Here is a 13,411-nt window from a genome sequence, read left to right as displayed (position 1 = left end):
ACGCCGCCCAGCCGGTGACTGCGTCATCAGAGCCGAGGACGGCGGCGGCTTCGAGAATGCGCTGTTGCGTCGTGAGTTCGATGTGAGCAGGCACGTAAAAGCCCTGGCTGGAACGCCGCCAAGAGGCAGCTCGCGCTTGGCCGCGCGTAGGCCCTGACACGCCACTGCCGTCGACGCGAACAGGCGCGATGAGCCCAGGACGACTGGGGTGGAATGACTCGGGAACGTACGACACCCAAGACACGGTGCCTCAACTCACCGACACTCCGGGCGGTTATCCACAGGGGCTGTTTCCGACCGCATCCCCCCGTGGGGTAGTCCAGTGCGAAATGGCTGTCCCAGAGCGGGAAACACGACCATTTCGCACTGGACTACGCAATCAGGAGCGGCGAACCTTCTGCATGCCGTGGATCTCGTCGTACGAGTCGGCGTACGCCTCGTCGTACTGTGTGCCGCCGAACAGCAGGTCCTTGGCGCCATCACGCGAACGCAGGATGTCGCGGCCGGATCCGCCGTAGAGCTTGTCTTCGCCGGCACCACCCTTGAGCACGTCGTCACCGGAGCCACCGCGGACCTCGTCGGCCCCGGGGCCGGCACGAAGGACGTCGTCACCAGAACTGCCGCGGATCACGTCGTCACCCGAGGCGCCGACCAACACGTCGTCACCGGCACCGCCGACGATGGTGTCGCGATCGCTGCCACCGCGCACGACATCAGCGCCCGCGCCACCGTGGATCTTGTCGACGCCCGCGGCGCCGAGGATCTTGTCCGCTCCGGGACCGCCGCGCAGTTCGTCGTCGCCGGCACCGCCGTCGAGGACGTCGTCCCCGGACTCACCGCGTACGACGTCGTTGCCGCCGAACACTGTGATGTTGTCGGCCCCCGCGCCTGCCTTGACCACGTCGGCGCCTTCAGTGCCGACGATCGTGTCGTCACCGTCGGTGCCCTGGATGTGCATCACACCGGCATCGACCCAGCACTTCACGCCTGCCGAGTTGCCCTTGGGGCAGACCTTCTCGCTCGGTGTGGAGTCGAGCTTGAAGCCTCGGGTCGCCGGGGTCGGGTCGACGTTCTTGGCCGCGTCGGTGGCGCGGACAGCGAAGGTGTATTCGCCGTTGGCAAGACCGACATAAGGCTTGGGACTCGTGCACGCGGCCCACGTTCCGGCCGTGGTGCCGGGCCCGTCGAGGCGGCACTCGAAGGTGGCACCATCCTCGTTGGCGGAGAACTCGAAGACCGGCGACTTGTCACTGGTCTGACCCGTCGGTCCTGCCTTGATCACCGTGTTGGGCGGCGTCGTGTCGGGCGGCGTAGGGGTCGAGGTCGCGGTCGGACTGGTCGTGGCCGTTGCTGTCGGGCTGGTCGTTGCTGTCGGACTGGTCGTCGCCGTCGCGGTCGGCTCAGCGGCAGCAGCGGGCACTGAGCCCACCGCATTGCCGGGCGCGTAGAGAGCCAGTGCGAGCACGGCGGCACCGCCCAGGCTCAGGCTCGTACGAAGGAGTGTTGCGTGGGAACGTGAAGTCACGGCTTCCTCTCCGACCGGGAGGCCCGGTCGCATCTCGGGTTCACTGTGTCTGAAACAGGTGTGACGCGAGAGGCGACCGGGTGGTTCACCCGATTCGAAGATTTTCAGTCAGCGACGCGACGCACCCGCAGTGCTCGGTGAGCCGCGGCGCCGCCCAACTCCACGAGATAGACGTACGCGCGCCGCGCCGACAGCGGCTGAAGGAAGACGCCTTGCGTCCCGTGATCGATCAGGTTCCAGCGGTTGGAGTTGCGCACCGTGGTCTTCCACCCGGAGCGAGGCAGCTTGAAGGACTTGAACGAATACCAGTCGGTGTACGGCATGCCGCTGCCACCGACGTCCAAGAAGAGCCTGCCGCGCACCTTCACGACGCGATGGTCACCGGTGACGGTGAACCGCAACTTCCGGTTCTTCGACTCGTAGCGCCCCGGTCGCAGCCGAGAGGTCGGCGCCTTCGGCGTTACCCGCACCCTGACCAGAGACGACTCACCACCGGCGGCAGTCACGGTGAGCGTGAGCTTGCGGGGCTTGTTGCCGCGCGCACGGATCCAGAGTTTGCGCAGGTCGGACCGTTCGGTGCGGTAGGTGGCGGCGCGGACCTCCGTACGCCGTCCCTCACCCGTGACGGTGACATCGCCCTCCAGGACGGGCGTGTTCATCCAGACTTCGAGAGGCACGGCCGTCCACCCGCCGCGACGAACGGGGATGACCCGCTCGTCGGGTGCCCTGCGCACCGTCAGGGTGGCCCCTGCGTGCGGCGTCGCGCTCTCGGGTGCCAACTCACCCACGATCTGATCGAGCACCGGCCCGACGGGGTGGCCGTCTGTGTCGGCGCGGGTGTAGCTGAGCGTGAAGCAGTCCCAACCCGCGTCGAAGGCGACGTCGGCGTCGCGCGTCGTGTGAATGCCGTATCCCGTCGGGTTTTGCTTGATCCACTTTTCGTTGAGCAGGTAGGTCCCCTCGACGGCCGGCTCGCACCGCCCGGCCGCCATGGTCCCCACCGTGTAGGTCTGCACGACGGGCCCTGGGTCGGACAACGTGCTCGCATCGCCGCGCATCTGTGCCTGGACGGTCACGTAGTCCTCGTAGCGGTAGATCCGCACCCCGGCATTGAGGTATTGCCGGGCCGGTTCGGTGCTGGTCGGCTGACCGGCGCCATGGTGGAACGAGGTGCCTGCCAAGGCGTACATCACCTGGGTGGTCTCGGCCGGGGCCGTCACCGCTTGCCCCGGACCCGCCGGCCCGATCAGCGCCAGCGTCAGCGCCCCCGCGAACGTGGTCTTCACTGCGTACCTCATGCCCGTACGACCGCTCATCGTGCTGCCCCTCACTTCTTGACCCAGTGGGCCCGCAAGAATCGGATCCCCGGCCCGTTGGGCACGTCCCACAACCCGGTGACGGAGACCGTACGCCGGTCGAGAACCCGCAGCACGCTCACGCGTTGGGCGCCCTTGAAAGCGTCGTCGTTCAGCACGTAGCCCGACTTGGGAATCTTGAAGCCCGGGAACTTGAACCGGTCGAAGGTCGGCATCTCGCTACCTCCGTCCGAGATCGACAGAGTGATCCGCAACCCCTTGACTCGGCCGGACTCCGTGACACGCAAGCGCAGCGCCTTCGCGCCACGCTTGGCGTGGTAGAGGCCCGGCTTCAAGGAGCGTGCCAGGCGCTTGGGCACGATCTTGACCTGAGCGGACTTGGTCTCGCCGCCGGAAGGCGTCGCCGTCACCGTGATCTCGCGGGGCCTGGTCCCGCGCACCTTGAACTCCGCGAACAGCCACTTGTCCTCACGGCGGAGTTCGTTCGCGGTCACGGTGCGACCGCGTACGCCCTTGCCCTCGACAGTGATGGTCACGTTGTTGGCAGGTGCCGGGGAAGGCGACCAGTACTCGACCGGGATGCGCACCCACTTGCCGACGGGGACGATGTGCTTGCGCCCGCCTCCCCACGGGTTGATGGCCGGGATCGCGCTCTGCGGGTACGCGGTGCCGAACACGCGGTCTTGCTCGACGCCCTGCTCGGACAGCGTCCAGGCCGCCACGCAGTTCCAGGACCGGTCGTAGCCGTCCCAAGTCCTGAAGATCTCGAAGGAATTCCTAGCCCCGAAGTAGTCGGTCTGGATCTTCTCGGTCTTGGTGATGGCGAGTTCACACTTGCCGTCCACCATGGTCCCCGCTCCCCAGCCGACGGGGAACGCGGATCTGCGCGGCACGTCGCCTGCGACGTTGATGAGCAGCACGGTGCGGCCGTCGTAGCTTCCCGAGACGCGCGCGCTGACAATCTTCGTCTTCTCGGTGGCGCCCGAGACCGGCATGCCGGCGGCGTGGTCGGTGATGATGCCTGCCACCGAGTATTGCTGGGGAGTCGGATCGGCCGGGGCGGCGAACGCTGCCAGGGGGGTGACGGCCAAGGGGGATACGGCCAAGGGGGATACGGCCAGTGCTCCGGCCGCAATCAGGCCGGTGGCGTAGTGGCGAAGGGGGTGTGGCATGGGAATCGTTCCTCAACTCGCGAGAGCACGTCAGCAGTTGGACGCACGCTAGGGCAAAGTGGTTCGCGCCCACTACCGAACGGGGAGAACTTCCGCCCGCTGACCGCGAGGTCGTGGCCGTGGGTGACCCCGTGCTCCGTACACTCCTCCGGGTGACACTGAACGCTGCCTGGGGCCACGCGCTGACCACTGTGACCGACGACGGAACCGTGCTCGACGCGTGGTTCCCGCGCCCCGCGCTCGGTACGTTCGACGGCAGCGTGACTCCTTCCGAGTTGACTGCTCTGGAGGGCACCGATGAGGTTCGAGGCGTACGCCGTGAGGTCCGGCTGGTCGAGATCGCCGACCTGTCCTCGGCGGCCGTCGACACCGCGGACGTGTGGCTGCGACTCCACCTGCTCTCCACTCGTCTCAAGCAGCCGCAGACCCTCAACATGGACGGCGTCTTCGGGCTGCTGACCAACGTGGTGTGGACCAGTGCCGGACCATGTGCCGTCGAAGATTTCGAAGCGACCCGCGCGCGCCTACGCGCGAGCGGCCATCACGTGACCGTGTTCGGAGTGGACAAGTTCCCGCGGATGGTCGACTACGTCGTGCCCAGCGGCGTACGCATCGCCGACGCCGACCGCGTCCGGCTCGGCGCCCACCTCGCGTCGGGCACCACCGTGATGCACGAGGGGTTCGTGAACTTCAACGCCGGGACTCTGGGCACCTCGATGGTGGAGGGCCGCATCGTGGCGGGTGTGGTCGTGGGCGATGGCACCGACATCGGCGGTGGCGCCTCGATCCTGGGCACCCTGTCCGGTGGCGGTACCACAGTGATCTCCATCGGCGAACGTTGCCTGCTGGGCGCCAACTCCGGCTGCGGCATCGTGCTCGGGGACGACTGCGTGATCGAGGCCGGTCTCTACCTGACCGCCGGCACCAAGGTCACGGTGGTCGGTGCCGAGCCGCGCGTGGCGAAGGCGGCCGAACTCTCTGGCCTGCCCAACATCTTGTTCCGTCGCAACTCGGTCAGCGGCGCGGTCGAGGCTGTCGCGCGCCAGGGCCAGGGCATCGAGCTCAACGCGGCCCTGCACGCGAATTAGGCCGGGAAGCTCGTGGTCAGGCGGCTGGCGAAGATCGTGTTCGTCGCGATCGGTGCCCTGGTGCTGGTCGTCGCAGCCTTCGTGGCACTGCGCGAGGGGGTAGGGCCGTTGCCCGACCCCGATGGCTGTAGCGCCGAAGTGAACGGCCACGAGGTGACGATCGACCCGGAACAGGCCGAGAACGCCGCCCTGATCGCAGCCATGTCCGTACGTCGGGGGCTGCCTGCGCGGGCCGCCTCGATCGCACTGGCGACCGCGTACCAGGAATCGAAGCTCTACAACCTCGACCATGGCGACCGGGACTCGATCGGGCTCTTCCAGCAGCGACCGTCCCAGGGGTGGGGCAGCCGCGCGCAGATCATGGATCGCGAGTATGCGATCAACAAGTTCTATGACGCACTGGTGAAGGTGCCCGGCTACGAGACGATGCGGATCACCGAGGCGGCGCAGGAGGTGCAACGCTCCGGTTTCCCCGAGGCGTACGCCGATCACGAGCAGGATGCGCGCGCGCTGGCCAGCGCCCTGACGGGCGAGACCCGTGGCGGCGCCTTCACCTGCACACTCCACCCGGACGCGAAAGGATCGTCGGCCGCGCTGAACGCTGTCGGTCTGACCACGCGTGCTGATGTCGTACGCCAGGAGGTGCTGGAGGTCTTCGGCGACGTGCCGCTGGGGGGATTCGAGCCGCGTGGCGTCTCGTCGGGACACATGTCCGGTTCGGCTCACTACGAGGGCCGCGCGCTCGACATCTTCGTACGCCCGATCAGCACCGCCAACAAGCGTCGTGGATGGGCGATCGCGCAATATCTCATCGCCCAGGCCGAGCGTCTCGACATCGCCACGGTGATCTTCGACGACCGCATCTGGCATGCGGGATCGAGATCGGCCGACGGGTGGACCAACTATCGGATCCCGTCGTCCTCGAAGGGTGACCAGGCGATCCTTGAGCACCGTGACCACGTCCACGTCGACGTGTTCGAATAAGTCGGACCGGGGTGGCCCGCCGAGTCGCCTCGACGAGACCACCCCCGCCCCCGATCAGACAGTCGTCAGCACAACTTGGCCTTGGCGGCTGCGACCTTCGCGGTCAGGTCCTTGACGTTGGCGTTCGCCGCCTTGCGGACCTTCTTCGCCTTAGCCAACTTCTTCTTGGCCTTCTTGAGCTGCTTGGTCAGTTTGACCTTCGTGGCACCCGTGGCCGACTTCAGCTTTCGCTTCAGTTTCTTGACCTGTTTGGTCAGCTTCTTGACCTTCTTCACCGCCTTGGCCTGCTGGCCGGTCGCGGTGGCGAGCTGCGCCACCAGGGAGTCGTACGCCGCCTGGTTGACCGCACATTGCGGGTTGGGCGTGGGGGACGGTGGGACCGCGGTGGGGCTGGTCGTCGGGGCGACCGTCGGGCTCGTGGAGGGTTCGGGCGCACCCTCGCAGCCCGCCCGCGTCTGGGCGAAGGCAATGTCGAACTCCAGGGACTGGTGTGGCACATTGCGAATCGGCGAGGTCACCGTGCAGTGGGCGAATTCGGCGACCACTCGGTAATAGCCGGCCACGACATCCCAACCCACCACGCCCGCGGCATTGGTGGTCTGCGGGTTGTCCGTGGAACTGGCTGCCAGCAGCGGCGAATCCATGGGGATCGGCGCAAGCTGCCCCCGGCCTCCGCTGCCCGCTCCAAGGTGACCTGTGCACCGCTCACCGTCGCGCCCGCCGAATCCAGCACCCTGATGGCCGGGTTCACGAAGAGCGAGAACTCTTCCACGATGTCGTCAGCCTCAGCAGTGGAGGCCAGCGGCGCACTGCGCCCGCCAACGCAGCGGATGACGGTGAACACGCGCGCCACGCCCACATTGGCTGTCAGGGGCGGCACCGTGGCGCTGTAGATGATCTTGCCCGGGTTATCCGGGTCCGGTGTCTTGGTGAGCACCCCACTGGCAAGGACGGTGTTGCGTGCGCGCACCTCCCACGTGCCAGCTCCGTCGCACATCGGCGGAGAGGTCACAGTGGTCGGCTGGTTGGTCCAGGTGATCGGCACGTCACTTTCGGTGGAGTTCCCATCGGTGAACCAGCCCGAAGGCAGCGGTGTGAGCGCAGCACCCATCGTGAGGTCCAAGACATAGTCGCCCGCGCCGGAGTTCACCGTGACCGTGCGTGAACTCCCTTCGTAGTAGCCGGTGGCACCCGTGGTTACGGTGTAGGTGCCCGCTGGAACCCGAGCGAACGTGTACTGGCCCTGCCCGCCCGAGAAGACGACGCGACACAGTCCTGCCGAGTCGCACAACTGGACGCTGACCCCAGACACCGGTTCGGCCGCACCCGAGGCACCCGAGCGCACCACTCCGTGCACGGTGCCTGCTTGCGTTCCGTTGTCGCGGAACTCGGTCACATAGCGTCCGGGCATCGCACCAGTGCCGTGCCCGACCAAGGACTGCGCTCCACCATCGAGCAGCGCCCCGTTGACGAACGACCCCGGCAACATGACGTTGGTCTCAGGAACGCCGTCCCCAGAACTGTGCCCGACCGCCGCTGACGTGCCACCGAGGCCGTTGTCCCCCTGGCTCGCATCTCCGGTCTCCCATTGGATCTGGTCATAGTTGTAGACCAGGTCGAAGTCGCCGTTGCCTCGGTTGATGATGAGCAACTGAAAGCTGTTGGTCTTGTCGATGTGCTCAGCAAAATAGCCGACACCGATCCAGTTCACGCAGAATGCCGGCGCACCAGCGACGCTGGTCTGGCCATAGGTGACAACGTTTCCCGCACGGGTGTCGACATCGGCCAGGAAGGGGGCGAACATGATGCTGCCGGTGGCGGTGAAGTCAAACGGCGTGTATTCGTAATAGGGCTTGTCGAAACTGACGTTGCCGTTGTTGTTGACATAGACCTCGGAGTGCTCGACGCCGTTCATTCTGATCGGGAACCCGAGTGGCACCAGTGCGGTCGACCCGTCGTCGTTCGCGGCCAGACTGTTGGCCCGGCAGCCTGCCAGGTCCTGGACGGCGCCCGAGCCCGCCGCGTCCGCCGCGTGCATCACACCCGTTACGAGCATGCCGGCCACGAGGGCCGTGCTCGCCATTAACGAAGACCATTTGCGTTTCACGTAATCCCCCTGTTTCCGAAACCCGCGGGCGCGGGTGAATAGAGGGACGCTAGGCCCGCGAAGACGCTGCCGGGCGAGAACCGCACAAACTTTGCGACACCTTTGCCAGCGCGTGGTCCGGAGTCAGGTCAGCCGCGAGACCGCCGCCTCGATCCGCTCGTCGGAAGCGGTGAACGCCACCCGGACGTGCGCAGCGCCGCCGGAGCCGTAGAACGCACCCGGCGCGACCAGGATCCCGCGATCAGCCAGCCACGAGACCGTCGTCCAACAGTCCTCGTCGCGGCTCGCCCACAGATACAGCGAGCCCTGCGAGTGGTCGATCCGAAAACCCGCGCGATCGAGTGCCTCGCGCAACTTGACGCGACGAGCGGCATAGGTCGCGTGCTGCGCGACCACATGGGCGTCGTCGTCGAGGGCGGCGATCATCGCGTGCTGCTGCGGTCCAGGCACCTGCAGGCCGAGGTTCTTGCGTACGGCCAGCAACTCGGCCACGACGGCCGGGTCACCGGCGACGAAGGCACAGCGGTAGCCGGCGAGGTTGGAGCGCTTGGAGAGTGAATGCACGGTCAAGATGCCGTCGTGGCTGTCGCCACAGACATCGGGGTGCAGCACCGAGAGCGGCTGCTCGTCCCAGGCACATTCCAGATAGCACTCGTCGGAGATCAGCAGGGTGCCTCGGTCGCGACACCACTCCACGACCTTGCGCAGGTGCTCCAGCGGAAGGATCTTGCCCGTCGGGTTGGACGGCGAGTTGATCCACATGATCTTGGGACGCTCCGGCCCGATCGCGGTCAACGAATCGGCGGCCAGGATGCGCGCGCCGGCGAGCGCGGCGCCCACTTCGTACGTCGGGTAGGCCAGCGCAGGTTGCACGATCAGGTCGCCTGCGCCGACGCCGAGGTGTACCGGCAGCGAGCCGATCAGTTCCTTGGAACCGATCGTGGGGAGTACGCCGTCGAGTGCCCAGTCCGCTCGTGGGCCCACGACACCGAAACGGCGTTCGAGCCAGCGCGCGGCTGCACGCCGCGTCTCGGGCAGACCGATGGTGACCGGATAACCCGGCGAGTCAGCGGCTGCGGCGAGCGCATCTCGGACGACCTCAGGGGTGGGGTCGACCGGAGTCCCGACCGAGAGATCGACGATTCCACCTTCGTGGGCCCGGGCGCGAGCTGCATGCTCGGCCAACCCATCCCAGGGGAAGTCAGGCAGTCGGGACGAGACCGTCACTCGTCGTGCTCTTGCGGCGGGAGTGCCGCAACGATGGGGTGGTCCTTGTCGATCACGCCCAACTTGGCGGCGCCGCCGGGTGAGCCGAGGTCGTCGAAGAAGTGCACGTTGGCGTCGTAGAAGTCCTTCCACTCCTCCGGAGTGTCGTCTTCGTAGAAGATCGCCTCGACCGGGCAGACCGGCTCACACGCACCACAGTCGACGCACTCGTCGGGGTGGATGTAGAGCATCCGCTTTCCCTCGTAGATGCAATCGACCGGACACTCGTCGACACAGGCACGATCCTTGAGGTCGACACACGGCTGAGCGATGACGTAGGTCACCTGAGTCCTCCAAACTGGTCATGAGGGCGATGCACTACCTCGCAGCCTAGACCTTGGCCGAGGACTACATGGCCCAACCCCGCCATTCGGGACGAGGATGGGAGAATCCGTTGCCATGGAAGCCACGGGTCGCCACCTTCTGGGACCCCACGTAGTCGGACAACGCGTCGTGATCCGTCGACTCCTCACCGGGCAGGTCGGGCCCACGGGCGGTCCCGCCATGACCGATGTGCTCGGGGTCTGCGAGTCCTGGCAGGACGGTTCGGTCGTCGTACGTCGCGAGGACGGGTCGGCTGCGACCTTCCTGATCCGCGACATCGTCTCGGGCAAACCGGTGCCACCGCGACCACCTGTGCATTCCAGGCTCTCACCGCGCGAAGTGCACGAGATCGCCTCGACCCTGTTCCCCGATCTGGAGGTCGAGGCCCTCGGGCCGTGGTTGTTGCGCAGCTCGGCTGCCTTCGCCCAGCGCCGGCGACCCAACTCGGTGCTCGCGCTGACCGGGCCACACCCGTCGGTGAGCGCGGTGACGAGTTGGTACGCGGCGCGTGGCCGCCGACCGATCGCGTGCGTCCTGCCGGACTCCGACGAGGAGCGACTTCTCCTGGAGCACGGCTGGGGCCCCGAGAGCACTGACGCGGACAGTCTGTTCATGATCGGCTCCATCGCCCGGGCCGCGCGACTGCTCGGGGACCCGCCCTCGTTCGCTATCGAACTCCTGGACGAAGGCGAGCAGGCGTACGCCACCTTCCGCGACGATGCCTCCGGGCGCGCGGTGTTGTCGCACGACTGGGTGGGACTTGCCGGTCTGGAGGTCACACCGGACCGTCGCCGACACGGCATCGGCCTGGCCATGGTGGCGACCCTTCTCGAGTGGGGTGCCGAGCAGGGCGCGCGTACGGCCTATCTCCAGGTGCTCGCGGACAATACGCCCGCTCTGGGGCTCTATGAACGGCTCGGGTTCACCGTCCATCACCGCTATCGCTATCTGGCTCCTTAGTCAATCCGCGACTACCTGAGCGGCGACCGCGCTGATGTCGGCCGGTCCCACTCGACAGCAGCCGCCGATCAGGCGCGCGCCGGCCTGCTGCCACGACGTGACGTCGTCGGTTGTGAATGCCGACTCCCCGGTCCAGGTACGCGCTTGCGCGTCCCAACCCTGGCCCGAGTTGGGATATGCCACGAGAGGTTTGCCAGCGACCGAAGCAACGTCCAGAGCCGCCAACACGTGCGCGGGAGGCAAGCAGTTGACTCCGACCGCTTTCACCTCGTCGATCGAATACGCCATCTCGAAAGCATCGCGGAGAGGCTCCGCATTTCGCGTGGTGCGGCCGTCTGCTGAGGTCAATGACAACCACGCGGGCATTCCTGAGCCCGCGATCTGCGCCAGCACCGCTTCGACCTCGGTCAAACAGGGGACGGTCTCGATGGCCAGCACATCTGCTCCGGCGTCGATGAGCGTGTCGAGGCGCGGACGATGAAAGTCACGCAACTGCCTCACCGATAGGCCGTAGTCCCCGCGGTATTCGGAGCCGTCGGCGAGGATCGCGCCATAGGGTCCGACGCTGGCAGCCACCCAGCCGGAGCCATGCTCGTCGCGGGCTTGCCGGGCCAGCTGCACACTGAGCCGAAGGTCCTCGGTCGCATCAGGTGCGGCCTGATAGGACGCCGTTGTGGCGACCTCAGCTCCCGGCTGCGAAGAACTCCAGATGCGCCCGCCGGATCGCGTCCGGGTCGTCGCTCAGCAGCCGCGCCGACCACTGATCGGACGACAGATCATGGCCGTGGGCCTCCAACAAGGTGGCCAGCCCACCGTCGAGGACGACAGTGCGTTGAGCGATGGCCTCGACCAGGTCCATCAGATCAGTCGACCGGGTTGGGGTGCGTACAGATGACCGTGTCGCTGGGCGTGTAGGTCGTGTGGAACGTCTCGCGAGCGCGGGTCTCGGTGTTGGGTGCCACGGGTGCGAAGTTGCGATAGACGTTGATCTCGAAGCCGCCGTACCCGGTGTTCGGGTGGCACTTCTGGGTGTCGATCTTGCGCACCTTGGGCTGGGTGAAGTTGTAGCGCTCGCTGTTGCTGGTGGTGATGTTCCACATCTTGGTGGAATACATCGACACCGTGACGACGCCCGAGGACGAGTACGTGCTGGGGGTGACGTGGGCACTGATGTAAATGCCATAGGGGGTGTCGTTCTGGAACCTCAGGTCCACCGCCCCCCAGGCCACCGTCGCTTCACGACCGACCGGATAGCGGTCGATGTAGAACGAGTGCGGCTTGTGCTCGATGTCTTTCAGACCGGCGAAGAACATCGCATTGAAGGTCGTCGTCGCCATCTGGGAGACGCCACCGCCGAGGTCTTGTACGAGGATGCCGTTGGAGATGATGTAGCCCTCGGTGAAACCGTTGGCCACAGTGCGTTCGCCCACCGTGTCGTTGAGCGAGAAGATCTCCCCCGGCTCCAGGACGGTCCCGTTGACCAGTTCTGCGGCGCGACCGATGTTGATGTTGCGGTAGTCGGCGTGCGGGTAGTAGGTCGTGAAGGTCGACACCTGCTCCTTGATGCCGAGCGCCTTGGCGTCCTGTGTGGTGAACTCCGGCTCCGCGACTGTCGACTTCACCTTGATCTCACGCTTGTCCTCGGGGCGTGTGACCAGCTTGAGGAAGCGCTTGTTGAGGTCTGCGGGGTCGTACGTCACGCCGGGCTTGGAGTCGGTGATCACCGGCTTGCCGTTGACGAGCCTGATCGAGGCGTCGACCGGGGCAGCGTTGCCGGAGACCAACCCGCTGAGCTTCTCCCCCAGCACCTCGGCGTCCAGAGTCGGGGTCAGTTCGCCATTCTTGGGTTCCAGGCTCAGCGCGGTCGCATAGTCACTGGGCTTGAGCCGCACCTCGGCCTGGCCGAAACGTACGGTCACGGGCGCGGACATCGCCGGGTTCGCGAACTCGTCGACGGCCCTTTGCACTGCCGCCGCGTCGATGTCGGGCTTGACCGTCTCGACCTGGAGGCTTATGTCGGTGTCCTCACCGAGGAAGGCGTCCCGGAGGGCGGTGCGAGCGGTGGCGCGATCGAGTTCGACGCCGTCGACGGCCTGGTCGACCTTGAACCCATCGGGGCGGAACTTCACCGCTCCGTCCTTGGCGGGCTTGTCGACCGTGTCGGCGAGCCGGCTGAGGAAGGCGTCCATGTCGGTGTCGTCCACGGCCTTGACAGCCTCGATGTCGTCGCCGCCGGTGTAGAAGTGCCACAGCCACTCGGGATCCCAGCTGCGCTGCGCTCCCGCCTCGTCGACGGTCGCCTCGTAGTCCACCGACAGACCGAACTCGTCGGCGGTGGCGCGCTCGGTCTCCGCGCCGACCTGGATGTCGTACGGCTGCTCGGCGCGCTCGGCCAGGCCGTCCTGGAGGGTCTTGATCGCCTTGTCGTGGGTCATGCCGCCCAGGCGGATGCCGTCCACGACGGTGCCGTGCGGGGTGCGGTCATTGGCGAAATACCAGGCCGCGACATATCCCCCGGCGCCTAGCGCGAGCAGCATCGTCACGACGAAGAAGACGGCTCCGTAGCCCTTCTTCTCCTTCTTCTGCTCACTCGCGTCCCTCATGCCGATCACCGCGTCAGCCTACGGGCGCAGCCTTGGGCAAGCCGATTCTTCAGACTGCGCGGCGCG

The 13,411-nt window shown here is 66.6% G+C and carries 13 protein-coding genes; 3 read left to right on the top strand and 10 right to left on the bottom strand.

Going from position 1 to position 13,411, the window contains the following annotated elements:
* Positions 1–379 precede the first annotated feature (379 nt).
* The 3 genes from V9G04_03425 to V9G04_03415 all read right to left on the bottom strand — a co-directional run bounded on the left by V9G04_03425 (position 380) and on the right by V9G04_03415 (position 4,013).
* Positions 380–1,525, bottom strand: a complete 1,146-nt coding sequence (locus tag V9G04_03425) for a hypothetical protein (protein ID MEI2712355.1) — start codon at positions 1,523–1,525, stop codon at positions 380–382.
* Between the two features lie 104 nt (positions 1,526–1,629).
* A complete protein-coding gene (locus tag V9G04_03420) occupies positions 1,630–2,841 on the bottom strand; it encodes a hypothetical protein (protein ID MEI2712354.1) in 1,212 nt (403 codons plus the stop codon).
* Between the two features lie 11 nt (positions 2,842–2,852).
* Entirely contained in the window at positions 2,853–4,013 is a 1,161-nt protein-coding gene (locus tag V9G04_03415) for a hypothetical protein (GenBank protein MEI2712353.1), read from the bottom strand.
* 152 nt (positions 4,014–4,165) lie between these two features.
* On the opposite strand from V9G04_03415, the gene dapD reads away from it, so the two are divergent.
* Together dapD and V9G04_03405 are read left to right on the top strand one after the other, a co-directional pair.
* Positions 4,166–5,101 carry a 2,3,4,5-tetrahydropyridine-2,6-dicarboxylate N-succinyltransferase gene (gene dapD / locus V9G04_03410; GenBank protein ID MEI2712352.1) on the top strand — a complete coding sequence of 312 codons (936 nt, stop codon included), beginning with the start codon at positions 4,166–4,168 and terminating at the stop codon, positions 5,099–5,101.
* A gap of 108 nt (positions 5,102–5,209) precedes the next feature.
* Positions 5,210–6,085: a hypothetical protein gene (locus V9G04_03405; protein ID MEI2712351.1), complete on the top strand. Its 876-nt coding sequence runs from the start codon at positions 5,210–5,212 to the stop codon at positions 6,083–6,085.
* A 65-nt stretch (positions 6,086–6,150) separates the two neighbouring features.
* Here V9G04_03405 and V9G04_03400 read toward each other — a convergent pair whose 3' ends face one another.
* The 4 genes from V9G04_03400 to fdxA all read right to left on the bottom strand — a co-directional run bounded on the left by V9G04_03400 (position 6,151) and on the right by fdxA (position 9,742).
* Positions 6,151–6,603 (bottom strand): hypothetical protein, encoded by a 453-nt coding sequence (locus tag V9G04_03400; protein MEI2712350.1) that lies wholly within the window; start codon positions 6,601–6,603, stop codon positions 6,151–6,153.
* Positions 6,600–8,168 carry a nidogen-like domain-containing protein gene (locus V9G04_03395; protein ID MEI2712349.1) on the bottom strand — a complete coding sequence of 523 codons (1,569 nt, stop codon included), beginning with the start codon at positions 8,166–8,168 and terminating at the stop codon, positions 6,600–6,602. Before V9G04_03395 ends, V9G04_03400 begins: the two co-directional genes overlap by 4 nt.
* Before the next feature lie 147 nt (positions 8,169–8,315).
* Positions 8,316–9,419, bottom strand: a complete 1,104-nt coding sequence (gene dapC, locus V9G04_03390; protein ID MEI2712348.1) for a succinyldiaminopimelate transaminase — start codon at positions 9,417–9,419, stop codon at positions 8,316–8,318.
* Positions 9,416–9,742, bottom strand: a complete 327-nt coding sequence (fdxA, locus tag V9G04_03385; protein MEI2712347.1) for a ferredoxin — start codon at positions 9,740–9,742, stop codon at positions 9,416–9,418. Before fdxA ends, dapC begins: the two co-directional genes overlap by 4 nt.
* A 169-nt stretch (positions 9,743–9,911) precedes the next feature.
* Here fdxA and V9G04_03380 point away from each other — a divergent pair, with 169 nt between their 5' ends.
* The gene (locus V9G04_03380; protein ID MEI2712346.1) at positions 9,912–10,742 is read left to right on the top strand and encodes a GNAT family N-acetyltransferase; all 831 of its coding nucleotides are present in this window, start codon (positions 9,912–9,914) and stop codon (positions 10,740–10,742) included.
* Here the strand turns inward: V9G04_03380 and mmuM are convergent, their stop codons facing one another.
* Genes mmuM through V9G04_03365 form a run of 3 tightly spaced genes read right to left on the bottom strand, consistent with a single transcriptional unit; the run spans position 10,743 to position 13,345 of the window.
* The gene (gene mmuM / locus V9G04_03375; GenBank protein ID MEI2712345.1) at positions 10,743–11,453 is read right to left on the bottom strand and encodes a homocysteine S-methyltransferase; all 711 of its coding nucleotides are present in this window, start codon (positions 11,451–11,453) and stop codon (positions 10,743–10,745) included.
* Positions 11,425–11,601: a homocysteine S-methyltransferase family protein gene (locus V9G04_03370; protein MEI2712344.1), complete on the bottom strand. Its 177-nt coding sequence runs from the start codon at positions 11,599–11,601 to the stop codon at positions 11,425–11,427. The genes mmuM and V9G04_03370 overlap by 29 nt, the downstream gene beginning before the upstream one ends.
* A gap of 4 nt (positions 11,602–11,605) precedes the next feature.
* Positions 11,606–13,345, bottom strand: a complete 1,740-nt coding sequence (locus tag V9G04_03365; GenBank protein MEI2712343.1) for a VanW family protein — start codon at positions 13,343–13,345, stop codon at positions 11,606–11,608.
* Positions 13,346–13,411 lie beyond the last annotated feature (66 nt).

The sequence above is a fragment of the Nocardioides sp. genome, assembly GCA_037045645.1.
Lineage (GTDB): Bacteria > Actinomycetota > Actinomycetes > Propionibacteriales > Nocardioidaceae > Nocardioides.
This window is presented reverse-complemented; position numbering and strand designations above follow the sequence as displayed.

Excerpts from the sequence above, each read along its gene's own strand:
- V9G04_03420 (MEI2712354.1), bottom strand. The coding sequence starts at position 2,841 with ATGAGCGGTCGTACGGGCATGAGGTACGCAGTGAAGACCACGTTCGCG.
- V9G04_03415 (MEI2712353.1), bottom strand. The coding sequence starts at position 4,013 with ATGCCACACCCCCTTCGCCACTACGCCACCGGCCTGATTGCGGCCGGA.
- V9G04_03395 (MEI2712349.1), bottom strand. The coding sequence starts at position 8,168 with ATGGCGAGCACGGCCCTCGTGGCCGGCATGCTCGTAACGGGTGTGATG.
- V9G04_03370 (MEI2712344.1), bottom strand. The coding sequence starts at position 11,601 with ATGGACCTGGTCGAGGCCATCGCTCAACGCACTGTCGTCCTCGACGGT.
- V9G04_03365 (MEI2712343.1), bottom strand. The coding sequence starts at position 13,345 with ATGAGGGACGCGAGTGAGCAGAAGAAGGAGAAGAAGGGCTACGGAGCC.